This is a genomic window from Zwartia lucis (assembly GCF_965234455.1).
GTDB lineage: Bacteria > Pseudomonadota > Gammaproteobacteria > Burkholderiales > Burkholderiaceae_B > Zwartia > Zwartia lucis.
Genome location: NZ_OZ248474.1, coordinates 23727 through 49597 on the forward strand (window position 1 = coordinate 23727; position 25871 = coordinate 49597).

Sequence of the window (25871 nt, forward strand, 5' to 3'; positions counted from 1 at the left end):
TTTCAAGATGAAACAACTTTCATTCATCAAGCGTAGTAATGGTAGCCACTGGGTTGGCGATGGCTTTCCAGTGCAAAGTATTTTTTCATATAACGATATCGCTGAGAAAATCTCACCCTTTTTAATGATGGACCATGCTGGTCCAACGGTCTTTCCTCCCACTCAAAAAAAACTGGGTGTCGGCCAACATCCTCATCGTGGCTTTGAGACAGTCACCATCGTGTATCAAGGGGGGGTGTCGCATCGAGACTCATCGGGTGGCGGTGGCACGATTGGTCCGGGTGATGTGCAATGGATGACGGCAGCATCTGGCCTCATACACGAGGAGTATCACAGCGAAGCTTTTGCTCGCCAAGGCGGGCCTTTTGAAATGATTCAGCTTTGGGTGAACTTGCCTGCAAAAGACAAGATGTCAAAGCCTGGCTATCAAGGAATTACGGCAGAAGAAATTCCCAACGTTACTCTTGCAAACAATGCAGGTATCGCACGCATCATTGCGGGCGCACTTGAACATGCGAAAGGTCCTGCCCATACATTTACGCTGATGAACGTTTGGGATCTGCGTTTAAACGCAGGGAAAACGCTCTCTCTAGATCTCCCCTCAGGACACACAGCAGCCCTTTATGTGTTGAGCGGTGCACTTAAAATGGGTGAGCAAAGCATTGTGAGAGCTGAAATGGCGGTGATGGAACGAGAAGGAACTGCGCTCTTAGCGGAAATCACTGAAGACGCTGTTGTATTGGTGCTCTCTGGAGAACCTCTCAATGAAGCGATTGTCGGCCACGGTCCATTTGTCATGAATACCCGCGCAGAGATCATGCAAGCGATGCAGGACTACAACAACGATAAGTTTGGCCAGATTGTGGCAGTATCATGAAAAAATTATGGTTGCTACTGCTGATCGTATTTGGAAATACGATCACGTACGCAGACCAAATAGAATGCGTCTTCGATGTCAATGACACCCGAAAGACGCTCATCACTTACCCTACTAAGGATATATACACCTCAACCAAAATCGATTTACCAGGTGGCTTTCGCTTCGCAGGTCAATATTTATCTGAACTAAAAACATTTAAGGCATACCTTTATCACACACCAAAAGAGCGCTACGTATTGCTGTCGCTTCAATCATTTGCCATCACACAAGCATCCTGCCCTCAAGATTTTGGTCAACACCGTGTCTATGATAGCGAAGATGAACGCGAACTTTATTTCCATTGCATAAAAACATGCTCCAAATGACGATGCTGAATAAATTTCTACATTACACGCTTCTGATACTAATCTTATGCGCAAATTTGGCGCATGCAGAAAATCAACCCATCAAGATTGTTTTTGTTGGTGACATCATGCTCGATGATCTGCCAGGTAAATATATAAAAGACGGTAATGACCCTTTTGCTGCTTTCTCTTCTCTTTTTAAAGCTGCAGACATAACGATTGGCAATCTTGAATGCGTGGTGGGAACAACCGGCATCGCAGAAAAAAAACCGTTTGTATTGCGCGCACATCCCCGAGTACTTCCAATACTTAAAAAATATTTCAGTGCGCTGTCACTTGCCAATAACCATAGCGGTGATTTCGGTCCAACGGCTTTTTCAGCCATGCTTGATTTACTGAACACATCTGGGATCAAATATTTTGGTGGTGGTAGAAATCTTCAGGAAGCCTATGCGCCTATCATTTTTGATCTGAAAGGCAAACGTATCGCATTGTTGGCCTACAACTTATTTTTCCCCCGCAGTTTTGAGGCCCTTGAGGATCGCGCCGGAAGCGCTTGGGGTGAGGATGATTATGTACGCGAAGGTATTAGGCAAGCTCGCAATATACATAATGCTGATATTGTCATCATCTACCCGCATTGGGGATGGGAAAATGAAAAGATCGCCTCAGCAAATCAAGTTGCACTGGCACACTTAATGATCGATAGTGGTGCGGATGCGGTTATTGGTGGGCATCCTCATGTCACGCAAAATATTGAAATTTATAAAGGTAAAACAATTTTTTATAGCCTAGGTAATTTTGTTTTTGATAGCTTTGATACCGAAGAGACAAATACCGGGTGGGCAGTAGAGATGACCATCCAACCTGATACAACGATTTCATGGAAAATCTTTGAAGTCAAGCTCGACGGTCATGGGATACCTCGAAACAACGGGCAAATCAAGTTGCCTTAGGTGCCAAAATCACAACAGCATCTGCAGCGATGGCAGACTGCCCTGCTTCCATCACCAACAATGGGTTCATCTCTGCCTCGAGCAATCGATCACCCAATGAGGCGACCATCTCCGAGAATCCAATGATCGCTTGAACAGCGGCACCTACATCAAGTTTTGGTTTGCCTCGATAACCATCAAGTAATGGCCAAGATTTCAATTGCTTAAGGAGACTCAATGCTTGTTCCTCAGAGATCACCTTGCCGGGAGGCATCAGACACAAGACACTATCGTTCATCAACTCTGCAGTAATGCCGCCCATACCAACCATCAGAGCAGTGCCAAGCGGATCCTTGTGCATGCCGACAATCAGTTCTGCCGGGGCACGCAACATCGGCTGGACGATAAAAGACGTTGCCTCAAGTCCTGTATGTGTTCGTACATCCCTGACCATTTGATCAAAGGCTTGTGGTAACGATTCAATCGTCAACCCTAACCGAACACCACCGACCTCTGACTTATGAAGAATCTCAGAGGATAGGACTTTTAAAACGACAGGACCTGTTAATTTTTGAGCGGCAGCGACAGCCTCTTGTGCAGTGTTGACGACTTGTGTCTGAGCACAATGAATACCATATTGACCAAAAAGCTGGCTTGCCTCAAATTCATTGAGCGCGCCTGCGCGACCCGTCAGTATTGGGGGGTCTTGCGCCTTTAGCAATGGCGTAAAAGTAGGTAACGATAGAGAAACAGTCTCCATTGACTTGAACGCGACGGCACAAGACTCAGGGTTTAAAAAGGCAGGTATTCCACGGCCCTCCAGAACCTTGACAACATGTGGTGCATGAGGACTGACATAAGTCAAAATAGGCTTGTTTGAGTCACCTAAACAATCTCGAATCGCATCTGCCACCAAGTCAGGCATCGCCAAACTAGATGAGCCCACTACGACCACCAAGGCATCATAAAGAGGACTCGCAAGCACTGCTCGGATAATCCCGCGCAACAACACAGGATCCAGTCCAGCAAGCGTGACATCGATTGGATTTCTATCTAAAGCCGCTTCATCGCCCTTTTGTAAATCGCGCAATGTCTTTGCCGTCATTGCATCAGGTGAAGGCGTCTCAAAACCAGTCACTCCTAAACTATCAGCAACCAAGGTACCGGCACCACCCGTCGACGTTAGCACCGCGATACACTTACCTTTTAATACACGGTTCGTCGTTAACGCAGAGCAGATATCTAACAGATCATTAAACTGTTCGGCACGAATCACCCCAATCTGTTTGAAAAAAGCATCGTACATCCTATCCGAACCAGCCATCGCACCGGTATGTGAGATGGCTGCACGTGCGCCTGCTTCCGAGCGTCCTACCTTGTAGGCCACGACTGACTTACCTGCGGCACGCGCTATTTCCACCGCCTGTCGAAAACGCTCTGGCTGGCGAATGGTCTCTACATACAAAGCAATCACCTGCGTTGTAGGATCGTTGGCTAAATACTCTACAAAATCTGATAACTCGAGATCGACTTCATTACTGGTTGAAATCAGTTTTGAAAAGTTAATGCCACGTGCCGCTCCGCGCGATAAAATCGAACCGAGGATACCGCCACTTTGAGAAACCAGAGCAACCGCACCTGCTTCAAAACCACTCATTTCAAGCGCAGCACTTGCCGACAAAATGATGCGATCAGTGAGATTGACAAGCCCAATCGTATTCGGACCTAGAATCCTCATTTGGCCTTTTGCCTGCATGAGCGCCAACTGACGCGAAACGCCTTCCTCACCGGTTTCTCCGAAACCACTCGCCAATACAATCGCAGCCGTCGTACCTCGCTCTGCAAGCTCACGCACTGCCTCATGCGCTCTGGCCGCACCAAGAAGCACAATTGCGACATCGGGCGCTTCAGGCAGATCAGCGATGCTTGCATAACAAGGCAAGTCACCAATCCGCTCAGCCTTCGGATTGACGGGATATACCTTGCCGGCATATCCATGCTTCATGAGATATGTGATTGGACGTCCCGTGGTTTTGCGTGAGTCCGCTGAGGCGCCAATGACCGCAACACTGCGAGGCTGCATCAACCGTGCAATCGACTTCATGTTTGACGTCATGCTTTTTTAGCGGCAGCAGTGCGTTCGAGGAATGCCATGACAGCCTCACGGTGCTCACCACTCGTGTAGCAGATACCTTGTGCCTGACTCCCCTGGGCAAACACTTGCGTTGCACTCAGTTCAAACGTTTGATTCAGGATCGTCTTACCCAAGGCAAGTGCTGTCGCAGAACCTTGGCTGAGCGACTTCGCCCAAGCTTGAGCATCCGCGACAAGTCCTTCGTCTGTACTCATTTGATCCGCGATACCAATTGTGAGCGCCTCTTGCGCGTCGACTTTTCTACCACTGAAGATTAACGCCTTGGCCTTAGGTAAACCCACTCGACGGGGCAAAAAATACATGCCTCCACCATCAGGGATCAGACCGCGATTGATATATGACCAAGTAAAACTAGCATTCGGACTCACCATCACAAAGTCACATGCCAAAGCTGTATCCGCACCTAAACCCGATGCTGAGCCGTTTACTGCAGCAATGGTAGGTTTGGGCATCGTAAAAAGAAGTGACTGCGTATGATGAACGCGTTGTTGACGCGCCCAACCATTAAACGCGACTTCACCGGGTGGCGCTTTCATGCGCTTTTCCATACCCGCGACATCACCTCCCGCGCAGAATCCCTTTCCGCGTCCCGTCAAAACCATGGCACGAATGCTTCGATCTGTTGCAATACCTTCTAACACCTCGATAAATTCGCTACGCATCGTATCGCTCATCGCATTACGTTTTTCTGGTCGATTCAGATAAACGGTTGCAATACCATCTGTCACATTCAATTCAATGAATTCACTCATGATGCTCTCTTTAGCAATTAATTGGGTTCGATTTTCGCGGCTTTAACAACGGCAGCCCAACGCTTTTGCTCTGCGTTGACATAATCAGCAAGCTCCTTGGGAGTCCCTGTCGTAATCACGAGACCCTCACCTTCGACACGCTTACGAAACGTCTCGGATTGCGCTGCCTTGGCTGTCGCAGCATTTAATTTATTGACGATATCAGCCGGCGTCCCAGCGGGGACGAAAAATCCATACCAACTTTCTGCCGCATAGCCTGGCACCCCCGCCTCTGCGATTGAAGGAACCTCCGGACGAACAGGTGAGCGCTCTGGCGTGGTGACACCCAAGGCGCGCACTTTACCACTCTCAATCAAGGGCGCTGCAGCTGTCGCTGTCGCAAACATCATATTAACTTGACCACCCAACAAGTCATTGAGTGCTGGACCCGCACCTTTGTATGGGACATGCGTCATATTGACACCCGCCAAGTTATTGAATAACTCGCCTGCTAAATGCGCAGAGGTCCCAACCCCTTGAGAGGCAAAAGTCAGTTTGCCCGGGTCGGCCTTGGCAGCAGCGACAAGCTCCTTGATATTTTTGTAAGGACTGCTGGCAGGAACGACCAAAATATTAGGTGAACGACCAATAAGAACGACAGGATCAAAAGCCTTTTCTGTATCAAACGGCATTTTGCTGCGCAAACTTGGATTCACAGCATGTGCAAAGGTTGCGATCAGTATCGTCGTTCCATCCGGCGCACTTTTAGCGACTGTATCCGTGCCGATGACCGTTCCAGCACCAGGTTTATTTTCAACAATCACAGTCTGGCCAAGATCTTGGGACATTGCAGCACCCAGAGTGCGGGCGATCGTATCCGTGCCACCACCAGGTGAAAATGGAACGATGATGCGAATGGGACGCTCCGCAGAATTGCTTTGTGCCAATACCAACGAGGGAGCACCAAAGAGTGGCACAAGCAAGACCAAGGCGACAAGCTTGTTCAAGCTTGCTGTCAGTTTATTCATTTCAATGATCTCCGTCGTATTCAATTTTCAATAGGCGTGTTTAAAAATACAATTTTCTATTGCATAACTTTTAAATGCTCAGCAACGACGAAATCAATCTCTCCAAATGCTTTGATCTCCTCTGGCGTAAATCCAGGTGCCACAGCCTCTAAAACAAAACGCCCATTAACCCAGTGCAAAACGGCAAGATCTGTGACTAGCCAGTCCACACAATGTTTTCCTGTCAGTGGATACTTACACCGACGCGGAAGCTTTGTTCGACCTTTACTGTCCGTATGTTCCATCACAATAATAAGCTCAACGTCGCCGGAGATGAGATCCATCGCTCCACCGATCCCTCCACGCTTGGCATCTGTGACACTCCAGTTGGATACGCTCGCTTCAGCATCAACCTCATACGCACCAAGAATAACGGTATCGATATGACCACCACGGGCCATTTCAAACGAGGTCACACTTTCAAAATAGGATGTTCCAGGAATGGCCTCGACAAACTGACCACCCGCATTGAAAACATCAGGATCGACGGCGTCCCCTGTTACGATTCCGCCATAACCCAACACCCCATTTTCTGCATGTAACCATACACCGCGTCCCTCTAGGAAATTAGAGACGAGTGTTGGAATACCAACACCCAAATTCACATAGGAATTGTTTCGAACGATGAGTGCGGCATTTTTGGCGATATCGCTCCGAGTCAAAGCGGGTTTGCCGTTATACATCCGTGCGCTATCTGCGGCTCTTTTACCCGATCGCGATAAGGAATTGATATCGATGGAGTCGGTAATTTTGATAATGCGATCAACAAAAATTCCAGGTAGGCCAATGAGTTCTGGAGCCAATTCGCCTACCTCAACAATTTCCTCAACCTCAACAATCGCTACTTTCGCAGCCTTCGCAAAGCTCGAATTAAAGTTAGCGCTTCCGCCACGAAATTGAATATTACCCGCGCGATCTGCTCGATAAGCACTCAAGAAAGCAAAGTCAACCTCAATAGCATGCTCAAGTAAATATGGTTTGCCGTTGAAATATCGAACATCTTTGCCTTCAACCAAATCTGTCCCTATTCCAGTCGGCGTATAAAAAGCAGGAATTCCAGAGCCACCGGCACGACAACGCTCAACGAGAGTTCCCTGAGGGACTAATTCAACCTCGAGAGTTCCCGCGGCGATTCTTTTTTCTGCCTCTGTTTCCATACCCGCACGTATCGAAAAAGAGGTAATGATTTTTTTAACTTGATCATTTTCGACGAGTAGTTGACCCTTTTCACCCGGTGCGCCAAGCGAATTACAGACCACAGTTAAATCACGGACACCTTTATCACGCAACGCAAAAATCAAGGTGTTGGGAAAGCGATGTGCCAAACCAAACCCGGAAATAGCAACACTAGCACCATCAGAAATATCTTTAATAGCCTCGCTGGTACTTTCGACAACTTTATTCATATTTTTCTTAGATAATTTTTAATCGTTTACAAAGCGATCGAATGTCATTACTCGATCTTTAGATTCAAGATCTTATTGAGGTCGCTCAGTTCAGTTTTTTCTTGAATCATCGCTGCACGAAATTGCTTAGAATCCAAAAGTTTCAGTTCAGAACCGCCAGCTTCAATTCTGGCGCGAACCTCCGGCTGGGAAAAGTATTTCACCGCAGCGTTTTGTAGTGTTTTAACAATATCTTCAGGTATGCCGGCAGGAGCAAGCAAGCCATACCACGAACCCGTGTTGTCTTTTACACCTTGCTCTAGCAAGGTAGGAACATTAGGAATGGCTTTCGATCGTGTGGGAGCTGTCACGCCAATTGCGCGTAACCGACCAGATTGGATGTGTGGCAGCATTGCAGACAGATTTAAAAAAGATACATCAACATGCCCCCCCAACATGTCTGTAATAACTGGTGCAGCACCCTTGTATGGCACATGCGTCATTTTTGTTTTGGTTTCAATTTGAAAAATCTCACCCGCAATGTGGGTAGAACTTCCCGTGCCAGTTGATGCAAACGTCATCGGTTTTGTTTTGGCAAGCTCGATAAATTCTTTAACGTTATTGACTTTGATATGCGGTGCAACAACCATCACATTGGGCACATCAATAATCAATAAAATCGGAGTGAATTCATTGACCCCATCATAAGGAGGCTTAGCACTAAAAACAGGCACTGCCGTATGGGGTGCGCCGGCACCCACCAAGAGTGTATAGCCATCAGGCGCAGCCTTTGCAACAAACGCCGTTCCAATCGAACCGCTCGCACCTGGCTTGGCCTCAACCACAAAAGATTGACCAAGATTTTGTGTGAGTCCCACAGCTAAATCGCGTGCAATTTGATCAGCAGGTCCGCCTACTGGATATGTAATGATAATTTTGACAGGCTTGTTTGGATAAGATTGAGAAAATGCGCTGGTCGAAAAGAATGTGACTAAAAGAAATAGAAAACCAAGGAATTTTTTCATTTTTATATATCCGTTAGAGTTAACTAAAAAGGTAACGTTACTCACCACGTGCATCAGGATCAGCAGGCTCAAAACGATAACCCGTAACACTATCCCCCCGTACATAACCACAATGTGGCCAACCAAAATGAACAGGCATGATCAGTGCATTACGTTCAGAAGCGCGTTTTAAAAATAATGCTCGTGATGCGCGCGCTTGTTCTGCGTGGGCATCGATCCAAGTATTGATGTGAGGCATGGCAATTTGTAAGGGGCTATGCATCACATCGCCTGCGAAGATTACCTCTTTACCCTCCGACTGGAATCGGAAATGTAGGGAACCTGGCGTGTGCCCTGGCATCGCCTCGGCTTCCAAACAGCCAGCCACGATATCCCCATCACCAATCAGATCAATCAAACCAGCCTCATACAAGGGCAGCACACTATCCTCGAATGATCCGCTAATGACACCTTTGTCACCGTTCAAATATGCCGCATGGGCGTTTTCGAAATCGACCTTTGGCATCAAGTGACGTGCGTTTGGAAACATCGGCACCCATTGTCCATTGTCCATCCGTGTTCCCCAGCCTACATGGTCTGGATGAAAGTGTGTCACGATCACATGAGTCACAGACTTTGGATCAGCTCCCGCTGCAGCCAACCATAACGGTGTCAAGGTATTGAGATTGTTCATGCGCTCAGAGGCGCGTTTTTTATGATTACCCACACCTAAGTCAATCACAATCACTTTGTCATCGATATGCATCACCCACAACTGCATTGCGACAATAAACCGCTCTAGACGGATGTTGTAATGATGTGGAGCAAGCCACGAAAGGTGTGGCTTGATTTCTTTGACGTCGAGCTCAGGAAATACAAAATCTGCTGCGTGGGTTGGACCACTGTACTCAAGAACGTTATAAATTTTTGCGCGACCGACGTTGCGTGAATAGATCATTTTTCTTTTCTCCGTGATACTTTTTTATTCTACTTGTCGATAGGTCAAGCGCCACTTGGTATCGCGATTTTCCCATGAGGGTGGGCCAGATGAAAATGAATTGCCCGCTGGGTCAGCTGCTAACCTCCCTTGCATGAACGCCTGTGCACGCGCCTCATCTGCAATCCCATACATCGCAACGTAATTTGGCACGCCTGGCGCAGGATGCATAAACTCGCGCATGCAGCTATAGCGTGCACCACTCACAAAGCCATACCCATTCAATACTTCAGGCACATGCGTACGGTTATAAAACTCGTTGAATTGGGTAATCTCTGCTGCACTTGAACCCACCGCCTCACTCATCCCGACGAGGTACATATAAGGTGAGTCAGTCACTTGTGCTGTCGCGGGATTATTCAATAAATGACGCCACATGAGACGCCATTTTGTCTGACGCATTTGCCAGGCGCTTGGTCCATCACTATATACAGGTCGTCCACTGGCAGGACCATCATTGCAGGAAATATAGAGTAATGCAGCCTCTTCGCTTTCAATGTCATATGCAGCCAGAAATCTTGGGCCACGCGGTCCACGAGGGTCGTCTTGCGCAAGCTCATATCGACGTCCGCGGAGAAATCCCGGATTACTACCCAAAACCTCTGGTCGATGCGTATTGCTATAAAAACGATTGAAGTCTGCAACATCTGCAGCACTTGTATCAGCGGGAATATCCATTCCCACCCAATAGGTAAAGAGTGCATCACTCATTGCATAATCCTTTTGTTTAGGTTGGCTTAAACATGGGTATACCGGTGCCATTCTCGCTGCTCTTGAACGACACTTGTACTTTTTGACCGCAACGGATCGTATCCAAATCACAATCAACAATGTTCGTCAGCATCGTAGGGCCCTCCGCCAAGGTGACATAGGCAATCACATAAGGGGTAGGCCCTGACACACGCGTAACGCTGTAACTGTAAATCGTGCCCGCGCCGGTTGCTTCTTTCCATTCCGTCTTGTCACTAAAACAAAAGGGGCAGAGCGCGCGCGGATAGTGATGATACTGGCCGCAGTCATTGCAAAACTTCACCAACAACTTTCCCTTTGTCGCCGCTTCAAAAAATGGCTCATCGCCATAGTTGAATTTAGGATCGGATATTTTTCTATCTTGATATGGGGTAGCCATCGAATTATTCTCTTTCCATGATGAGTGTGGCACTGCCGTGGCGCGTACTGAGCGCACCACCGGTACCGTGAGCAAGCGCGATATCGCAATTTTTGACTTGAACGAGCGGATGCGCTTCGCCACGCAATTGACGCACCGCCTCGATAATTTTAGTGATACCACCACGATTGACGGGATGGTTGTTACACAAGCCTCCACCGTCTGTATTGAACGGTAATTTACCCACACCAGAGATGAGATTGCCATCCATCACAAACTTGCCGCCTTCGCCCTTTTTGCAAAAGCCAAGATCCTCTAGCGTCATGATGACCGTGATCGTAAAGCTATCGTAAATCGAGGCGTACTTGATATCCTGAGGGGTGACACCCGCTTCAGCAAAAGCGATTGGGCCTGAGCGTACCGCGCCCGTGTAGGTGATATCGACCTTGCCACCCATCTGGCCTTTCGGTGATTCGCCTGCACCAATGAGCTTGACCATCGGACGTTTGAGGCGCTTGGCGACATCTGGGCTCACCACAATGACCGCACCGCCACCATCTGTCACCACGCAGCAATCCAGGCGGTGCAGAGGATCGGAGATCATGGGTGACTTCAGGACATCCTCAACGGTCACTACCTTTTTAAGATATGCATTTGGGTTGTGCTGCGCGTGGTGGGAAGCGGAGACTTTTACCCAGGCGAGCTGCTCACTCGTTGTCCCGAACTCATGCATATGGCGCATCGCTGAAAGCGCATATAAATTAACGGTTACAGGCCCATAGGGCATTTCAAAGGGCGTATCTGGGATGTTGGAATCTAACTCGCGCACGATCGTCCCTGGGCGACCAAAGCCCGCACAGGTGATCAGCGCCACGCTGCATTTACCCGCAGCAATGGCCTCGGCTGCATGCGCTACAAGGTACAAGTAAGAAGACCCACCCGTATTCGTCGAGTCAGAATGCCTGACGGTTAAGCCCATGTAGTCGATCATATTGATCCCACCGAGCCCGCCTGGGGCGTCGGTTGAACAAAAGTAACCATCGACGTCATGGATGGTCAATCCCGCATCTTCTAGTGCTCCTTTTGCACATTCTGCGTGCAACTGAGCAAGTGATTTATTTTCAATTTTTCGTGCAGGGTGCTCATAAATGCCCCCAATGTAGGCTTTGCCGCGAATGCTCATGCGATATTGTCTCTGTGAATATTGAATAACACCCGATTGAACGGTTCAATCGGGTGCATTAAATTTTTGTAAATTTTTATAACACGGACGTATAGACAAGTAAATCAAATATTTAGATTTGATGTGATCTTATCAATATATAAAATTGCATGCTGTGTTGACGATGAATAGTTGTTGTATTGGTCAAATACAGCATGCAAATTATTTTCTAACGAAGTACAGCTATCTTTAATTACTTTTCTCAACAACCAGTTGTATTTCAACCATAAAACCATAATGGAGTTCGGGAACAGGTACCACGGCTCGAGCGGGTTTATGATCACCAAAGATATCCGCGTAGATCGCGTTAAATTCTGGCCAGTTCGATACACCGACAATATATGCAGTGCATTGCACCACATCGTTGAGCGTACAGTCTGATGCTTTGAGAATGTTTGCACAGTGTTTAAAAGATACGCGCACCTGACGCTCAAAATTATCGACCTCCCCTTCGGCGGGTTTGCCGGGCAATACACCTGACACAAAGATCAAATTTCCAGACTGAACAGCATGACTGTAATGGCCTGCGGGAGCAGGAGTATGAGGAGATTGAATGAGCTTCATTTGATTATTCCGTTTTAAATTTGACTAAATCTTTAAACTAGCGTGTTGTGTAAAAGATAACAAATGCTGCCGCAATGACTGCTACTAATAAAAGCCATCTACCTTGATTGTGCTTGGGTAAAGCAACAGATGAAGGATTCGAAATTGAGTTGTCATTACTTTCACTCATGGTAATTTTCTCTTTAAATTTTTCAAAGAATAAATCTGCCATTCGCTTTGCCACGCCATCAATTAATCTTGCACCTACTTGAGCAAGTCTTCCACCAACTTGTGCATGCACAGAGTAAGTAAGTTTCGTGTGTTCACCCACCTCTTCAAGCTTAACGACAGCATGCCCTTTACCGGAGCCTGCCACGCCACCAGAACCGTCAAAACTAATTTTGTAAGAGTGAGGTGCGATGATATCCGAGAGTAAAAGCTTGCCAGTAAATCTTGAACGGATCGGACCGACCGCAACCTGCATGACTACCTTGTACTGACTCTCACCCGTCAGGTCAAATGATTCGCACCCGGGCACACACTGACTGAGTACGCTCGGGTCATTGAGCGCTTTCCAAACGATATCCCGGGGTAGAACGATTATTTGTTCACCTATTAACTCCACGTTTCAACTCCCTTGATTCTGCTGTTGAGGATCTCTGATCCGTTGAGCGGCTACGCGCACAGCCTGAATGATTTCCGGATAGGCTGCACAGCGGCACAAATTCCCCGACAGATAGTTACGTATTTCAGCGTCTGAGGGATTGGGATTATGCGCAAGCAACTCCTTGCTCATCAAAATAAAACCTGGCGTACAGAAGCCGCATTGAAAGGCTCCACACTCTATAAAAGCCTGTTGCACCGGATCAAGCTGCCCATGCGCATCCAAGCCCTCAATGGTCATCACATCGCAACCATCAAGAGAAACTGCGAGCGTTAAACAACCACTCACGGTCTTACCATCTACAACGATGGTGCAACAACCGCAAAGTCCTTGTGCACAACTTTCTCGGGCACCGTATAAAAAGAAATTGGAGCGAAGTAACTCTAGTGCGCTTAGATGATTCTGCGTGGACGCTTGAACTTTTTGTCCGTTAAGGGTAAAGCTGATAGTCATTGTCTGCATGATCTTTACTTTTCAACTTTAAAGAAGTTAGTCTCAGCATTGCGGTGCATTTCACGGCATATCTGCTCGTACTTCATCGGTAGCGTTGTCAGTCTGACACCTACTGCATCTTCGATTGCCTCTGCGATCGCAGAAGCGACGCCGAAGGCACTACTCTCCCCGACACCTTTTGCACCGTATGGTCCGTTATGCTGGATGGAGTCAACCGCATGTGACGTCATCACATCAGGTACATCATGTATGCCTGGAATTTTGTATTCAGAAAATGATGCGTTGCGAAGTTGACCAATCTCATCAAACACCATCTCCTCATATAAAACCGCACCCAACTGCATAATGGCAGCACCGGTCAGTTGAGAAGTCACAATTGTTGGGTTGAGAGGCGTGCCACAGTCAACAACGTTTTCCATATGCAGAATTTTGAACTTTCCAGTTTCAACGTCAACTTCTACTTCAACGCCTGTCGCACCAATCATCCAATTAGGGGTGATATTGGTGGACTGTCCCGTCGCTTTATCAGGAGAGATGTAATCAGGGACATAGGAACCAACGCCCACTATGTTGCCAGCCTGCATGCCGTATTTTTTTAACAATAGCTGTCTAGTATTAAGTGTTTCAGTCGATGGAACACCCAGAGAATCAGCAAGCCCTCGCAATTTAGCCAACGCATCTTGTGCAGCAAGCTTGACAGCATGCCCCATATGAAACGTTGAACGAGATCCTAACGTGGCCATATCGTATGGTGTGACATCCGTATCAGGATGAATGACTCGTACTTTTTGAGGTTCAAGCCCCAACTCCTCTGCCGCAATCATCGCCAAAAGTGTGTCTGAGCCCTGGCCCATATCAACAGTACTTGAGTAAACAAAACAACTACCATCTGCTGCCAAGGTCACCATCGCCATTGAAGTTGTCGGAGCCACCAGCGCCTTAAACCCAATGCTAATTCCTCTCCCTCTCTTGAATTTTTCACAACCTCTATTAAAAGGCTGGTCCCATTTCATCCTCGTCGCAGTCTCATCAAGCACCTGGAGCAACGCCGCATCCTTCATGATCGTACCCGTCGGGTGCGCGTCGCCCTCACGTAGTATGTTCATTCTTCGAAACTCCACCGGATCGATCTTCAATGAACGCGCGATGATGTCGGCTTGACTTTCATATGCCCAAACTAACTGAGGAATACCGAACCCTCTAAATGCTCCGGCAGGAGGTAAGTTTGTATAGACCTGATAAGAATCAATTGACACATTTTTGATGTCATAGGGTCCCGAAGACGTGAACCCTGATTTTTGTGACACACGTGGACCAATGTCTGCGAAAGCGCCGCCATTCCACCACACCTCACATTTCCGTCCGAGAATACGCCCTTCTTTTGATACGGCCGATTTAATAATGAATGATGTCGCATGCTTTGTAATCGTATAGAACTGCTCTTCCATACTGATCGCGACACGCACAGGCCGCTTAACGATCAAGGTCAGTGCCGCCGCCAATGCCTCAAGCTTGATATAGAGTTTTGCACCGAAACCGCCACCTAGGAATGCAGTTTTAACCCTAACACGATTTTCTTCCCAGCCAAGCAAACGTGCGATTTCAATACGAACAAAGGAAGGACTCTGTGTAGCAGAATGAATGGTCAAGCCTGCATCAGTCAACTCACCCACAGAAACCATTGGCTCAAGTGGGGTGTGCATGAGTTGTTGTGTTTTGAACGTGTGCTCAAATACATGGTCAGCCTTTGCAAACGCCGCTTCAACATCTCCGCAGCGCAGTTGAAAATCGAGTGCAATATTTGTATTACGCTTTCCCGCAATGTGCTTAAGATCTGGAAATGTTCCTGCAGGTTTGAGTTCTTCATGAACGACGATTTCTGATCGTGCGGCTTCAATCTCATCAAAAACTGCAGGCAACTCCTCATACTCCACTTCAATCAGATGTAATGCCTCTTCTGCGATATGTAGATCCTCGGCAAGTACTGCAGCAACAGGCTCTCCGACGAAGTGAACCTTACCAATCGCGAGAATGGGTTGGTCATGAAAAGCAGGCCCATAAAAAGGACTGGGAATAATCTCACAAATCTCTTTTGCAGTGATGACAGAATGCACTCCCGGCAATCGCTTTGCGGCTGACGTATCAATCGATATGATCTTGGCGTGCGCGACGCTGCTACGAAGTAGCTTGACTTGCAGCATATTAGGTAATGTCAGATTATGGATATATTCTGTACGTCCCGTGACTTTGGATATACCTTCAAGCCGATGTTCGCCTTTTGTGATGAATTTGAGATCTTTTTTAATCAATTCAGTGTTCTGCATGATCGACTCCTGCTCCATTTTTTTTCATTGCAGCATTGATCACTCGTCCTACATAAATACTGATTAAATGTTTTTTATACGCAGCGGATCCATGTGTGTCATCAGCAATTTCTAAAGCTTGTGCGGACTCAATCCCTGCTGTTTGCAATATTTTTTCAGTGACTGTTTGACCTGTCAGCAACTGCTCAGCGATTGTCAGCCGTGTGGGTCGGTCTGTTGCGGCACCAACGATCAAACGAATATTTTCAATCGTATCGCCACTAGATTGAAGACTCACACCTATACCTAGTGCGGGCCAGTCATGTGACACGCGTGTCGTCACTTTCATATAAGCCGCAAGCTGCTGTCCCATCGGCGGCACGATGATCTCAGAGATCAACTCATCTGCAAGCAGAACTGTTTCGTAATAACCTGTACACAAAACGTCGACCGAGATTTCCCGTGACCCTCTGGGGCTCGTTGCGATCAGCCGAGCATTCAACACACTTAATACTGGCGGAAGATCCATATGCGGATCGCCATGCGCTAAATTTCCACCAATTGTCGCCACATTGCGAACACGTGGATTAGAGAGCGCCCTAAAGGCACGCGTCAGCACTGGCCAACCCTTTGCAACTATTTCGGAATGCTCGAGATCTGTTAATCGAGCCAGCGCGCCTATGACTAACTCGCCATGACGATTTGTGCTGATCTCACGATGTTTCCCTCCGATTCTATGCAAACTGATGAGCCTCGTAGGTCTCATCACACCGGCTTTCATCATTAACATGATTGCAGTTCCACCGCCTACAGGACGTACATTCGGATCATCAGGATCAAGGAACTCAATCGCCTGCTCGAACGTCTGCGGTACTACGTATTCAAAAGGAGCCATCTCAACCTTTCCTCTAACGTGTGAGTTCAAGCAGTTTTTCTATTTTTGAAAAAATGACTTGCGGATTTTCCAAAGGCGTCAGGTGACGCGATGCAGGGATAATGGTTAAAAATGATTCTTTTATTCCTTCATGCAAAGCTTGTGCCATGGCAACAGGCGCCGCATAATCCTCTTCACCCACAATAATCTCAGTAGGGACGCGAATACCCCCCATAGCCTCACGACCGTCAAATGCGCCCATCGCCTGACATGTTGCTGCGTAACCTTCGATATCATTTTCCAAAAATATACGTATGCATTCGTCTACGATATCTCCATGCTCCTGTCTGAACATTTCGCTAAACCATCTTGTTTTTTGAAAATCAACCAGACTCGGCAAACCTTGCGTACGTGCTTTTTCCGCGCGCTCGGCCCAGTCCTTTGGTGCATTCGACCCATACCATGCCGTCGTGTCGATTAAACCAAGGCCTGCTGTGATGTCTGGATTATCCGCGGCGAATTGCAATGCAATACAGCCACCCATCGATGCCCCAGCGACAATCACTTTTGTATATCCAAGACTATCCATCAATTTTCTCAAGTCTTGGGCAAACAAATTGATTGAGTAGGGACCTTTCGTCACTGAAGAAGATCCATGCCCTCGAACATCAACTACGACAACGTTTGTTTGCTCAGCAAGTAAAGGTGCTACTCGATTCCAAAACCGATGGTCCATTGCGAGAGAGTGTATGAGCAGGATGCAAGTATGCGACTGTTGGTCCTGTATAAAACTCTGATAACTTATAAAATTATCTTGAGCGATTTGGAAGGTATTGATCGTAGGCTTGACCATTTTTTATCAACATTTTTTATGTAAATGGATTAAATTCAACTTTGTTTGACTATATTCCTACAAGCGCCTGTGCCTCGCAAACGACAATCTTTGAGTCTGTCATGAGTAAATTTCATTCCAGTTTATTTTGACTGCTTCCTTTCTTGAGACACAACCATCAATGCCCAAGCACTTTCCAACATTGAACGCACTTCGCGCTTTTGAATCAACAGCAAGGCATCTGAGCTTTACGCGCGCAGCCCATGAGTTGCATCTGACTCAAACTGCCATTAGCCATCAGATTAAGGAGCTTGAACGTCTACTCGGCGTCCAGCTTTTCGAACGCCGCCAAAACACCATTTCTATGACGTCTGTCGGTTCGGACTACCTCGAAACCATTCGACCTGCCTTAGGTTTAATCGCGAGAGCATCTGACCGTGTTTCGAATATAGGCACGAATACCTTGCACATCAATTGCCTAACTGCGTTTGCGGTTCAGTGCCTTCTACCCGCCTTACCGGAGTTTTGCGCGACCTATCCAGAAATAGATATCCGGATCACACCCGTAAACGCCGCAGAAAAAGCCATTCATTACGATTTTGATATAGGCATCTGGTATGGTATCAACACCACTCCGGAACTTGATGTATTTGAGTTTGCCAGCGATGTTGTATTCCCTGTTTGCAGTCCACATTACTGGAACAGTCAATCCCTGAATGATCCCAGGAATCTAAGCGAACAAACCATCTTGCGTTCTCTTTCCCCACTGATTGAGGATGACTGGCCTAGTTGGCTTCAACATGCCAGCATCCATCCAATACCTTTCAAAAAAGAGATTTTTTTCGATGGGTTATTGCTTTCGCTTGAGGCAGCCATTAATGGGCTAGGTGTTTGCTTGGGTCGTGCCCAACTTGTACAAAAAGAACTCGATGCCGGAAGGTTGATCGAACCTTTTGATATCCGTTTACCTCTCGATACTGGATACCACATCTCTTGTAGAAAAGAGAAAACTGAAATTACTAAAGTTAAAATCTTTAGAGAATGGGTATTGTCAAAATTTGGCCCACCATGCTGATTGAATCTGCCTGATAAGCCAAATTACCCTGCTTACTGAACAGTGACCTTAGCTTTTTCTACGACTTCTTTATATTTTTTTGCATCTGCCTGAATACGTCGAGTGAAATCAGCAGAAGACATCCCGCCAATGGTTGCACCATTATCAGCAAAGCGTTTTTGCACGTCGGGAGATTGCAAGGTTTCAACCACAGCTTTTTGCAATGTTGCCAGGACATCTGCAGGCAGGCCCTTGGGCGCGAACAATCCTACCCAATTCGATGCATTAACACCTGGCAATCCAGACTGCTTTGTCGTAGGCCAGGTCTTATCATATTCAGAGGGGCTGGACGTCGTTAAACCCAAAACTTTAACGCGCCCCGACTTAACATGTGGCATAACAGCGGGGATCGCTACAACACCCAGAGGTACTTCACCACTCGCCACAGCTGCTACCGCTGGAGATCCCCCCTTGTAGGGAATATGAACGACATTGACGCCTCCGTCCACCCAAAGCCACTCACCTGCCAAGTGATTCACACTGCCATTCCCTGGAGATGAAAAAGATAATTTGCCAGGATTTTGCTTGGCGTAAGCTATCACTTCTTTGATTGAATTGTAGGGAGTACTGCTGTTTGCAACGAGCAGCATAGGCGTATCACTGACCATCGTAATGGGCGTGAAGTCGCGCTCGAGCTCGTAAGGTATATTTGCAAAGAGTGCAGGATTGCCGGCAAACTCACCAGTATGTGCCATCAGCAGCGTATAACCATCGGGTGCGCTTTTAGCCGCGGCCCCCACAGCAATAAAGCCATTACCACCTGGGCGATTTTCCACAACAAAATTCCAGCCCAGACGTTCTGTCATTTTCTGCGTTAATAGCCGTGCAGTGATATCCACTACGCCACCAGGTGCGAAGGGTACGAGAACCCGAATTGGTTTATTAGGATAGGCTTGTGCCTGAGCTACGCCTGAAACCCCAAAGGTAGAAATCGCACTGATTGCCGCTATCGCAAACATCTTGTTGAGCGTAGATCGTTTCAAAAGCTTAGTGGTCTTCAATAATATGCTCATGTTGGCTCCCTATTATTTTCAGTATCCACTAATAGTGCTCTACTGCATCTAACAAACGCAAGCGATGATTACTCATGACAGCCTAAAGAAAGCTCATGTCGGTCTGAGGTGCAATTGAGGCTATTTCAAGTTTAGCTACTCCATGCAAAGTCTTACTGAGGTGTGATGCCAATATCTTTGACGACCTTGCCCCAGATTTGGATTTCATTTGCAATCGACTCTCGAAACTCAGCCGCTGTTCCACCTGCAGGCTCGGCGCCATCAGCCTGAATCTTTTCTCTCGCAGAGGGTTTTAATAGAATTTGATTGATGACAGTGTTTAACTTGTCTACGACTGCGACAGGCATTCCTTTAGGACCAATGAGGCCGTACCAAAGGGTCGCTTCATAATTTGGAAAACCGCTTTCAGCGATTGTTGGTACATCCGGTAAGGCTGGAATACGATTCGGTGTTGTGACCGCTACAGCATTAATTTTTCCAGAACGCACGTGCGGCAAGGCACTCGCCGTCGCAGCAAAATAAAGATCAACCTGATTGGCAAGCAAATCAATCAATGCGTTGCCGCCTCCTTTATAAGGAATATGAGTCATCTTGATATCCGCGCGCTGATTAAAGAGCTCATTCGCGAGATGGATCACACTCTCTTGTCCTGAGGAGGCAAAATTAATAGCGCCAGGAGATTTTTTTCCAGTAGCCACTAACTCCGCAACTGTTTTAATCCCGCTCTTATTGGATGTCACAGCGAGCATCGGGCCTGCGCTCATTTTAATAATGGGCGAGATATCTTTAACAGGATCGAATTTGAGTTTATAGAGACTAGGATTGACGGTATAACTTGAGGAAATCAAGGTCAACGTATAGCCATCTGGTGCGGCAGCGAGACCTGCTTCGACACCAATCAAGCCTCCTGCACCTGTTCGATTTTCCACCACAACGGGTTGCCCTAAAACATCCGCCATCTCTTTGGCCATATACCGTGCCAATACATCAGCACCGCCACCAGGGACGAAAGTCACAATCATGCGGATTGGCTTGTCTGGATAGCTAGCGTATACGCCAGGACTAAACATCAAGGCAAGGCCAGTTAAACCGCTCGCGATTAAGGTTGAAATTTTTTTATTCATCGTTTGTCTCCGTATGTTGCGACGCCGTCTTTATGTCTTTGAATGTATCATTAAGAACGGCCAGTGCAAAGATCGCATTGAGTCAATAACGCTTATTCATAATAGTCGCCCAATTATCTTTAGGGATGTGCCCTCTCCCTATACAAAGTCATATGGATTCATACGATGCCAAAACTGCGCCGCTTCATTCAATGTGACGTCTTTAGTCCCACGCCTTATCAAGGTAATGGCTTAGCAGTCGTCATCGATGCAGACGGTCTAACAGATGAACAAATGCAACGCTTCGCCGCATGGACAAACCTCGCTGAGACGACATTTTTATTGACGCCTACTGATCCAACCGCCGACTATCGCGTGCGAATATTTACCCCAAGTCGTGAAATGCCTTTCGCAGGTCATCCCACACTCGGCACCTGTGCGTCCTGGCTCCATTGCGGAGGCATTCCCAAAACTGCAGGGATAGTTCGCCAAGAATGTGGTGTCGGGATTGTTGAGGTAGATGTATCAAATCGCCCAACCTTGTCTTTTGGTGCACCCGCGACCACCATCAAAGAAATGGATCCTGCGCATCGCGCAGAAATCATGCGAGTGCTGGACATCCCTGCAGATGCTGTTGTCCACACTGCAGAACTATGTAACGGTCCGATATGGCAACTGTTTGAACTCAAGCATGCCGCCCAAGTTCTAGCGCTTGACTCCTCGCGTGTGCGCTGGCCGACCTATAAGTCGATCGGACTCATCGCTCCGCACCCACCTGGCAACGAGTGTGACTACGAGGTTCGCATGTTGGCGCCCTCAAGTGGCATGAGTGAAGATCCCATTACAGGATCACTGAATGCAGCGATCGCAAAATGGCTACTCTCATCCGGTCGTCTGCAAAAGCCTTATCTTGTTGCACAAGGCACCCAGATCGGACGTACCGGCCGTGTCACGGTGACACCTGGAGACCACAAGACAGTGTGGATCGGCGGTGAAGTACATATTTTGATCGAAGGAAACGTGCAGATCTAAAAACAGCTGTGCACGCTACTCAAAATCTGGCAACGCATCGTCAGGTCCGATATGTGCGGGTGTCGTCCAAGTGACATCCCGCATAGATCGCTGTACCAATCGATCCACGCCTAGCAACTTTGCAAAAATCGCCATGCGAATTGGAATGCCATTGTCCGTTTGACGGAAAATCGCCAACCGCGGATCTGCGTTTAAATCGACACTCAAATCATAAGAACCGGGTCGACCATCGCGCGGCAACGGGTGCATGATCACCACATCACTCTTGCACGCTTGATTCACCAGTTTTTGATTAATTTCAAACTCCGCGCCATAACCGTCAATGGCCTCTTCGCCAAAACGTTCTTTTTGAATACGCGTCGCATACAAAATATCAGCTTTAGCCAAGCCACTTGCCGGCGAGTCACTGAACTCAATCACATGTCCACGTCGACTCACTACATCAACAATCTCAGCTGGCATCTCTAAAGACTGCGGTGAGATTAAGGTAAATGTTAAGCCGCGATACAGTGACAACAACTTAATCAGCGAGTGCACAGTGCGACCATATTTCAGATCACCCACCATTGCGATATGCGCGCCATCGATGAGCTTTCCAAGACGTGAAAACTCTCGCTGGATCGTATAAAGATCCAGCAACGCCTGACTTGGATGTTCCCCCGGACCATCACCTCCATTGACCACCGGAATATTGGTAGCACGCGCGAATTCGGCGACAGCACCTTTTTCAGGGTGACGAATGACCATGGCGTCGACGTAGCCACTCACCACACGACTGGTGTCATAAATCGACTCACCCTTGGCCATCGAAGAAAAGGTAAAACCGGTCGTGTCGCAAACAGAACCTCCGAGCCGACAAAATGCAGCCCCAAAGCTGATGCGCGTGCGAGTACTGGCTTCGAAAAATAAATTCGCGAGGACAGCACCCTCGAGTACTCGCGTCACTTTGTGACGGCGTGCAACTGGTTGCATCACATCGGCGAGCCAAAACAACTCCTCAACCGACTCTCGGCTCAATTGATCGACAGAGAGTAAATGATTGGCAGATAACCCAGAGGCGGTCGAGCCACTCGGTGTGTTGTCAGGTAAGTTAGCCAAAATTTCAGTCACATAGCGGCGCGCCACCTCAGGCATCGCTCGATATTCGCTGGACTCATCGGGCAACAACCAACTATCAAGCGTCCGGCGTCGACAGCCAATTCGCTCTGCAAACGCATCACGGGTCATATTTAAACGACGCATTGCGTCGCGGAGAAGTGCCTGTGTCGCGATTGCCATGTCTCACCTATACACAAAAGTTTGCCAGAATGACTAATTATATGCACTTTGCGTATGATTTCGATGTTTTTTTGTATGCGTCCTAATTTTTGTCGCTGAGCGCCTCACCCAAACCAATACCTTTAAAAAACTGCGTGCCCAAGGGTGAAATCGGCTCATGCACTTTGTCGATGGGCCCCTTCAACCTTCTGATCTCATTAATTAACAGCGTACCAAAACCCCTTCTTCTGTAGAGAGGATTCACGTAGATGTACTCCACCTCTCCAGTCTCATTAAAACGGCTGTACCCGATCGTTGTGTTTTGATTTTTAATCAGCACAACGCCCTCGGAGATGTCGATCTCATACTCGTCTGCACCGTTAAGCATCTCATGTCTCTAAACAAAGAGTGAATTGATTAACTGAGATTTAAACATCAAATCGATTCACGCCCATATTTACAAAGCTGTAAACTTATTTTCTAAGATTTTCATCACCAATAAAAATAATTGAAAGAGAGACGTCATGCCAATGTACGAAAAGGGATCTGTCCGTATTCACTATCAAGATACCGGCACTGGCTTGCCCCTACTGATTTTGCCGGGTGGCGGTCTCAACGCAACGATGTCTTTTTTCAAATCGCGCTCACCTTTTGATGCCGTAGAAGAGTTTAAAAATGAATATCGCTGCATCACCATGGACGCGCGCAATGCGAATGGTGGCGAATCCTCTGGACCGCTTGAAGTCAATCGCCCCTGGGACGCATACACAGACGATCAACTAGGCTTGATGGATCATTTGGGTATCGACAAGTTTCTAGTCATGGGCTTTTGTATTGGTGGTCCTTTTATCTGGAATATGCTTAAAAGAGCACCTAAGCGCGTCATAGCAGCCGTCATGGTGCAACCCAGCGGCTTTAGACCTGAATTACCTGATCAGTTTTATGCAAATAATATTAATGACTGGGGACCGGCGCTTTGTGCACACCGTCCAGATTTAAATATGGATATTGTCCATGCATTTTTAGAAAAAATGTATCGCGCAAATCCTGACTTTGTCTTTACAGTTTCTAGAGATTTTGTTCGACAATGTCAGACACCCATTTTTGTCATGCCTGACGACACGGCGCCTCACCCCTATGCCGTCGCCAAAGAAGTCGTCGACCTTGCACCCAATGCAGAGGTCAGCATCTATCCCTGGAAAGAGCCGAAAGAGCGTATACCTGAGGCCATTGCGCAAGCCCGAAGTTTCTTGGAACGAATGCGACCGAAAAGTAATTAACAATGAAACTCAGTCTCATCCCCGCGATTTTCATGTTCTACGGAATACTGTCAATCGCGTATTCCGCTACGTTGTTATTCTACTTTTCTAAACAGAAAAATCGCGCGATCGAAAATTGCGCAATTGGTGCGTTCCTTCTTGGTTCGGCAGCGATACTGACCATCTTTCGCGTCGAAATTCACACTCTCATTTCCTATGTCGGCGCCAATGCCCTCGCCTTTCTCGCCTATCGATACTTTAATTACTCACTGATCAACCTTATCGGCGATGAGCCCGATCTTAAGCCGTCTTTTCTTCGTAACCTGACCGTCTTCGCGGTTTACAGTGCAGCGCTTTATTCAATCGGTCTTTTACTCAATCCGGGATACCAAACCATCTTTGTGTGCCTCGCCGTTGTGTATATCACGGCCGAGGGAGGACTACTATCACTCAAGGTTTATCAAAAAAATAGAATAGATCTGATCAAGGTGTACGGCATCCTCTTTTTCTTTACTGCCGCGTTGTGGGGTGGGCGCATTGTTCTCGTCTTGCTTGATATCGCGACCGTCGCGTTTGATGCAAATCTCTTTAACACCATCATCTTTATCTCGATTTTTCTCTTAGCAATTTTTCGCTATATGATTTTCCCGATTTTTCTTCTTAAGATCGCTGAAAATGAAAAGGAGAAACTCCTGATCGATAGTCTCGTTTGGGCTAATAAAACAGCCGCAACGGGTGCACTTTCTGCCTCCATCGCGCACGAACTCAATCAACCCCTGGGTGCAGTTCAAATCAATAGCGAGTTTATGAAGTTACAGCTCTCCAACGGTCGTTTGGATGAAGTCCTTCTTAAAGATCTCGCTGAAAAAATCGTTTCTGATAATCTGCGCGCTGGCAGCATTATTCAGTCTCTTCGCTCAATCTTTAACGAAGAAAATCCAACTGCAAATCTTATAGATCTTAAAGATGTCGTTCAGTCCGTTCTTCAAATCACTACGCCCGAACTATCCAGACGCCGCATCAACGTCAAACTTGACTTAGCCTCGGAATCGATCGCACATGTGAATGCACCTGAAATTCAGCAGGTCATTCTAAATGTATTAAATAATTCGATTCAAGCGTTGTCGACATCAGAACAAACTCATAAAGAAATCACGATCGAAACCTCATGCCAGCCAGCAAAGGTCATGCTTGTCATTGCCGATAATGGGCCGGGTATTTCTCAAGAGCGCCAATCGCAAATCTTTGAACTCACCGCGAGCGGAAAACGCAGCGGCATGGGACTCGGTCTTTGGCTCTGCAAGCAAATCGTGACTAGAAATGGAGGCACGATATCGCATCAAGATGTCCCTATAGGCGGCACAAGATTCTTGATACAACTCCCCGGGAAAGAGCCTTCGCTTTGATCTACTCAAAGATCGCCGACTCGATTGGGGGGACACTTCGGCTGACGATCGGCGTTTCAGACGTAGTGCCGAAAACCGTTTCCTAGCTGTTTGAATGAAAAGCCTATGATCTTGCCCAACAAAATCGGTCTATCCAAGGGACTTCCCTAATTCAATTTCGTCTACAACAACTTACTCTAAGATCTGCGGT

The 25871-nt window shown here is 47.3% G+C and carries 26 protein-coding genes; 7 read left to right on the forward strand and 19 right to left on the reverse strand.

The window, feature by feature from the left end; all coding sequences use genetic code 11:
• Positions 1-7: 7 nt before the first annotated feature.
• Genes AC8GE9_RS10750 through AC8GE9_RS10760 form a run of 3 tightly spaced genes read left to right on the forward strand, consistent with a single transcriptional unit; the run spans position 8 to position 2180 of the window.
• Positions 8-877: a pirin family protein gene (locus AC8GE9_RS10750; protein ID WP_506677170.1), complete on the forward strand. Its 870-nt coding sequence runs from the start codon at positions 8-10 to the stop codon at positions 875-877.
• Complete coding sequence (locus tag AC8GE9_RS10755; RefSeq protein ID WP_506677171.1) at positions 874-1245, forward strand: hypothetical protein; 372 nt, start codon at positions 874-876, stop codon at positions 1243-1245. Before AC8GE9_RS10750 ends, AC8GE9_RS10755 begins: the two co-directional genes overlap by 4 nt.
• 56 nt (positions 1246-1301) lie before the next feature.
• Positions 1302-2180, forward strand: coding sequence for a CapA family protein (locus AC8GE9_RS10760; RefSeq protein WP_506677172.1), 879 nt, complete (start codon positions 1302-1304; stop codon positions 2178-2180).
• Here the strand turns inward: AC8GE9_RS10760 and AC8GE9_RS10765 are convergent.
• From AC8GE9_RS10765 to AC8GE9_RS10835, 15 genes are all read right to left on the reverse strand, one after another.
• Positions 2167-4263 carry an acetate--CoA ligase family protein gene (locus tag AC8GE9_RS10765; RefSeq protein WP_506677173.1) on the reverse strand — a complete coding sequence of 699 codons (2097 nt, stop codon included), beginning with the start codon at positions 4261-4263 and terminating at the stop codon, positions 2167-2169. The two genes, AC8GE9_RS10760 and AC8GE9_RS10765, sit on opposite strands and share 14 nt — an antisense overlap.
• A gap of 8 nt (positions 4264-4271) precedes the next feature.
• Positions 4272-5066 carry an enoyl-CoA hydratase/isomerase family protein gene (locus AC8GE9_RS10770; RefSeq protein ID WP_506677174.1) on the reverse strand — a complete coding sequence of 265 codons (795 nt, stop codon included), beginning with the start codon at positions 5064-5066 and terminating at the stop codon, positions 4272-4274.
• Positions 5067-5083: 17 nt separating this feature from the next.
• Positions 5084-6073, reverse strand: a complete 990-nt coding sequence (locus AC8GE9_RS10775) for a tripartite tricarboxylate transporter substrate binding protein (protein WP_506677175.1) — start codon at positions 6071-6073, stop codon at positions 5084-5086.
• Positions 6074-6129: 56 nt separating this feature from the next.
• Complete coding sequence (locus AC8GE9_RS10780) at positions 6130-7518, reverse strand: 3-oxoacid CoA-transferase (RefSeq protein ID WP_506677176.1); 1389 nt, start codon at positions 7516-7518, stop codon at positions 6130-6132.
• 47 nt (positions 7519-7565) lie between these two features.
• A complete protein-coding gene (locus AC8GE9_RS10785; RefSeq protein ID WP_506677177.1) occupies positions 7566-8648 on the reverse strand; it encodes a Bug family tripartite tricarboxylate transporter substrate binding protein in 1083 nt (360 codons plus the stop codon).
• On the reverse strand, positions 8560-9459 hold the full coding sequence (locus AC8GE9_RS10790; protein ID WP_506677178.1) for an MBL fold metallo-hydrolase: 900 nt from the start codon (positions 9457-9459) through the stop codon (positions 8560-8562). Before AC8GE9_RS10790 ends, AC8GE9_RS10785 begins: the two co-directional genes overlap by 89 nt.
• 24 nt (positions 9460-9483) lie before the next feature.
• Positions 9484-10209, reverse strand: coding sequence for a hypothetical protein (locus AC8GE9_RS10795; protein ID WP_506677179.1), 726 nt, complete (start codon positions 10207-10209; stop codon positions 9484-9486).
• Between the two features lie 16 nt (positions 10210-10225).
• Positions 10226-10627 carry a Zn-ribbon domain-containing OB-fold protein gene (locus AC8GE9_RS10800; RefSeq protein ID WP_506677180.1) on the reverse strand — a complete coding sequence of 134 codons (402 nt, stop codon included), beginning with the start codon at positions 10625-10627 and terminating at the stop codon, positions 10226-10228.
• 4 nt (positions 10628-10631) lie between these two features.
• Complete coding sequence (locus tag AC8GE9_RS10805; protein ID WP_506677181.1) at positions 10632-11789, reverse strand: thiolase family protein; 1158 nt, start codon at positions 11787-11789, stop codon at positions 10632-10634.
• Positions 11790-12017: 228 nt separating this feature from the next.
• Positions 12018-12392: a RidA family protein gene (locus tag AC8GE9_RS10810; protein WP_506677182.1), complete on the reverse strand. Its 375-nt coding sequence runs from the start codon at positions 12390-12392 to the stop codon at positions 12018-12020.
• A gap of 37 nt (positions 12393-12429) precedes the next feature.
• On the reverse strand, positions 12430-12996 hold the full coding sequence (locus AC8GE9_RS10815; protein ID WP_506677183.1) for an SRPBCC family protein: 567 nt from the start codon (positions 12994-12996) through the stop codon (positions 12430-12432).
• A gap of 3 nt (positions 12997-12999) precedes the next feature.
• Complete coding sequence (locus AC8GE9_RS10820) at positions 13000-13497, reverse strand: (2Fe-2S)-binding protein (RefSeq protein WP_506677184.1); 498 nt, start codon at positions 13495-13497, stop codon at positions 13000-13002.
• Between the two features lie 5 nt (positions 13498-13502).
• Complete coding sequence (locus tag AC8GE9_RS10825) at positions 13503-15812, reverse strand: xanthine dehydrogenase family protein molybdopterin-binding subunit (RefSeq protein ID WP_506677185.1); 2310 nt, start codon at positions 15810-15812, stop codon at positions 13503-13505.
• Positions 15799-16686, reverse strand: coding sequence for an FAD binding domain-containing protein (locus tag AC8GE9_RS10830; RefSeq protein WP_506677186.1), 888 nt, complete (start codon positions 16684-16686; stop codon positions 15799-15801). Before AC8GE9_RS10830 ends, AC8GE9_RS10825 begins: the two co-directional genes overlap by 14 nt.
• A 13-nt stretch (positions 16687-16699) precedes the next feature.
• Positions 16700-17518, reverse strand: a complete 819-nt coding sequence (locus tag AC8GE9_RS10835) for an alpha/beta fold hydrolase (RefSeq protein WP_506677187.1) — start codon at positions 17516-17518, stop codon at positions 16700-16702.
• Between the two features lie 160 nt (positions 17519-17678).
• On the opposite strand from AC8GE9_RS10835, the gene gcvA reads away from it, so the two are divergent.
• Positions 17679-18572: a transcriptional regulator GcvA gene (gene gcvA / locus AC8GE9_RS10840; protein ID WP_506677188.1), complete on the forward strand. Its 894-nt coding sequence runs from the start codon at positions 17679-17681 to the stop codon at positions 18570-18572.
• Positions 18573-18604: 32 nt separating this feature from the next.
• On the opposite strand, the gene AC8GE9_RS10845 is transcribed toward gcvA, so the two are convergent.
• Positions 18605-19624, reverse strand: coding sequence for a Bug family tripartite tricarboxylate transporter substrate binding protein (locus tag AC8GE9_RS10845; protein ID WP_506677189.1), 1020 nt, complete (start codon positions 19622-19624; stop codon positions 18605-18607).
• 152 nt (positions 19625-19776) lie between these two features.
• Positions 19777-20748 (reverse strand): tripartite tricarboxylate transporter substrate binding protein, encoded by a 972-nt coding sequence (locus AC8GE9_RS10850; RefSeq protein ID WP_506677190.1) that lies wholly within the window; start codon positions 20746-20748, stop codon positions 19777-19779.
• 165 nt (positions 20749-20913) lie between these two features.
• Between AC8GE9_RS10850 and AC8GE9_RS10855 the strand changes: the two genes are divergently transcribed.
• Positions 20914-21759: a PhzF family phenazine biosynthesis protein gene (locus tag AC8GE9_RS10855; RefSeq protein ID WP_506677191.1), complete on the forward strand. Its 846-nt coding sequence runs from the start codon at positions 20914-20916 to the stop codon at positions 21757-21759.
• Positions 21760-21774: 15 nt separating this feature from the next.
• Here the strand turns inward: AC8GE9_RS10855 and AC8GE9_RS10860 are convergent, their stop codons facing one another.
• Positions 21775-23037, reverse strand: a complete 1263-nt coding sequence (locus AC8GE9_RS10860; RefSeq protein ID WP_506677192.1) for an aspartate carbamoyltransferase — start codon at positions 23035-23037, stop codon at positions 21775-21777.
• Positions 23038-23119: 82 nt separating this feature from the next.
• Positions 23120-23404, reverse strand: a complete 285-nt coding sequence (locus AC8GE9_RS10865) for a GNAT family N-acetyltransferase (RefSeq protein WP_506677193.1) — start codon at positions 23402-23404, stop codon at positions 23120-23122.
• A gap of 136 nt (positions 23405-23540) precedes the next feature.
• Between AC8GE9_RS10865 and AC8GE9_RS10870 the strand changes: the two genes are divergently transcribed.
• Both AC8GE9_RS10870 and AC8GE9_RS10875 read left to right on the forward strand, forming a co-directional pair.
• Positions 23541-24296 carry an alpha/beta fold hydrolase gene (locus AC8GE9_RS10870; protein ID WP_506677194.1) on the forward strand — a complete coding sequence of 252 codons (756 nt, stop codon included), beginning with the start codon at positions 23541-23543 and terminating at the stop codon, positions 24294-24296.
• A 2-nt stretch (positions 24297-24298) separates the two neighbouring features.
• Positions 24299-25681, forward strand: coding sequence for a sensor histidine kinase (locus tag AC8GE9_RS10875; protein ID WP_506677195.1), 1383 nt, complete (start codon positions 24299-24301; stop codon positions 25679-25681).
• Positions 25682-25871 lie beyond the last annotated feature (190 nt).

Excerpts from the sequence above, each read along its gene's own strand:
- AC8GE9_RS10825 (WP_506677185.1), bottom strand. The coding sequence starts at position 15,812 with ATGCAGAACACTGAATTGATTAAAAAAGATCTCAAATTCATCACAAAA.
- AC8GE9_RS10845 (WP_506677189.1), bottom strand. The coding sequence starts at position 19,624 with ATGAGCATATTATTGAAGACCACTAAGCTTTTGAAACGATCTACGCTC.
- AC8GE9_RS10775 (WP_506677175.1), bottom strand. The coding sequence starts at position 6,073 with ATGAATAAACTGACAGCAAGCTTGAACAAGCTTGTCGCCTTGGTCTTG.
- AC8GE9_RS10770 (WP_506677174.1), bottom strand. The coding sequence starts at position 5,066 with ATGAGTGAATTCATTGAATTGAATGTGACAGATGGTATTGCAACCGTT.
- AC8GE9_RS10800 (WP_506677180.1), bottom strand. The coding sequence starts at position 10,627 with ATGGCTACCCCATATCAAGATAGAAAAATATCCGATCCTAAATTCAAC.
- AC8GE9_RS10860 (WP_506677192.1), bottom strand. The coding sequence starts at position 23,037 with ATGGCAATCGCGACACAGGCACTTCTCCGCGACGCAATGCGTCGTTTA.
- AC8GE9_RS10810 (WP_506677182.1), bottom strand. The coding sequence starts at position 12,392 with ATGAAGCTCATTCAATCTCCTCATACTCCTGCTCCCGCAGGCCATTAC.
- AC8GE9_RS10755 (WP_506677171.1), top strand. The coding sequence starts at position 874 with ATGAAAAAATTATGGTTGCTACTGCTGATCGTATTTGGAAATACGATC.
- gcvA (WP_506677188.1), top strand. The coding sequence starts at position 17,679 with ATGCCCAAGCACTTTCCAACATTGAACGCACTTCGCGCTTTTGAATCA.
- AC8GE9_RS10790 (WP_506677178.1), bottom strand. The coding sequence starts at position 9,459 with ATGATCTATTCACGCAACGTCGGTCGCGCAAAAATTTATAACGTTCTT.
- AC8GE9_RS10750 (WP_506677170.1), top strand. The coding sequence starts at position 8 with ATGAAACAACTTTCATTCATCAAGCGTAGTAATGGTAGCCACTGGGTT.
- AC8GE9_RS10795 (WP_506677179.1), bottom strand. The coding sequence starts at position 10,209 with ATGAGTGATGCACTCTTTACCTATTGGGTGGGAATGGATATTCCCGCT.
- AC8GE9_RS10875 (WP_506677195.1), top strand. The coding sequence starts at position 24,299 with ATGAAACTCAGTCTCATCCCCGCGATTTTCATGTTCTACGGAATACTG.
- AC8GE9_RS10870 (WP_506677194.1), top strand. The coding sequence starts at position 23,541 with ATGCCAATGTACGAAAAGGGATCTGTCCGTATTCACTATCAAGATACC.
- AC8GE9_RS10820 (WP_506677184.1), bottom strand. The coding sequence starts at position 13,497 with ATGCAGACAATGACTATCAGCTTTACCCTTAACGGACAAAAAGTTCAA.
- AC8GE9_RS10805 (WP_506677181.1), bottom strand. The coding sequence starts at position 11,789 with ATGAGCATTCGCGGCAAAGCCTACATTGGGGGCATTTATGAGCACCCT.
- AC8GE9_RS10850 (WP_506677190.1), bottom strand. The coding sequence starts at position 20,748 with ATGAATAAAAAAATTTCAACCTTAATCGCGAGCGGTTTAACTGGCCTT.
- AC8GE9_RS10835 (WP_506677187.1), bottom strand. The coding sequence starts at position 17,518 with ATGGTCAAGCCTACGATCAATACCTTCCAAATCGCTCAAGATAATTTT.
- AC8GE9_RS10765 (WP_506677173.1), bottom strand. The coding sequence starts at position 4,263 with ATGAAGTCGATTGCACGGTTGATGCAGCCTCGCAGTGTTGCGGTCATT.
- AC8GE9_RS10855 (WP_506677191.1), top strand. The coding sequence starts at position 20,914 with ATGCCAAAACTGCGCCGCTTCATTCAATGTGACGTCTTTAGTCCCACG.
- AC8GE9_RS10865 (WP_506677193.1), bottom strand. The coding sequence starts at position 23,404 with ATGCTTAACGGTGCAGACGAGTATGAGATCGACATCTCCGAGGGCGTT.
- AC8GE9_RS10830 (WP_506677186.1), bottom strand. The coding sequence starts at position 16,686 with ATGGCTCCTTTTGAATACGTAGTACCGCAGACGTTCGAGCAGGCGATT.
- AC8GE9_RS10780 (WP_506677176.1), bottom strand. The coding sequence starts at position 7,518 with ATGAATAAAGTTGTCGAAAGTACCAGCGAGGCTATTAAAGATATTTCT.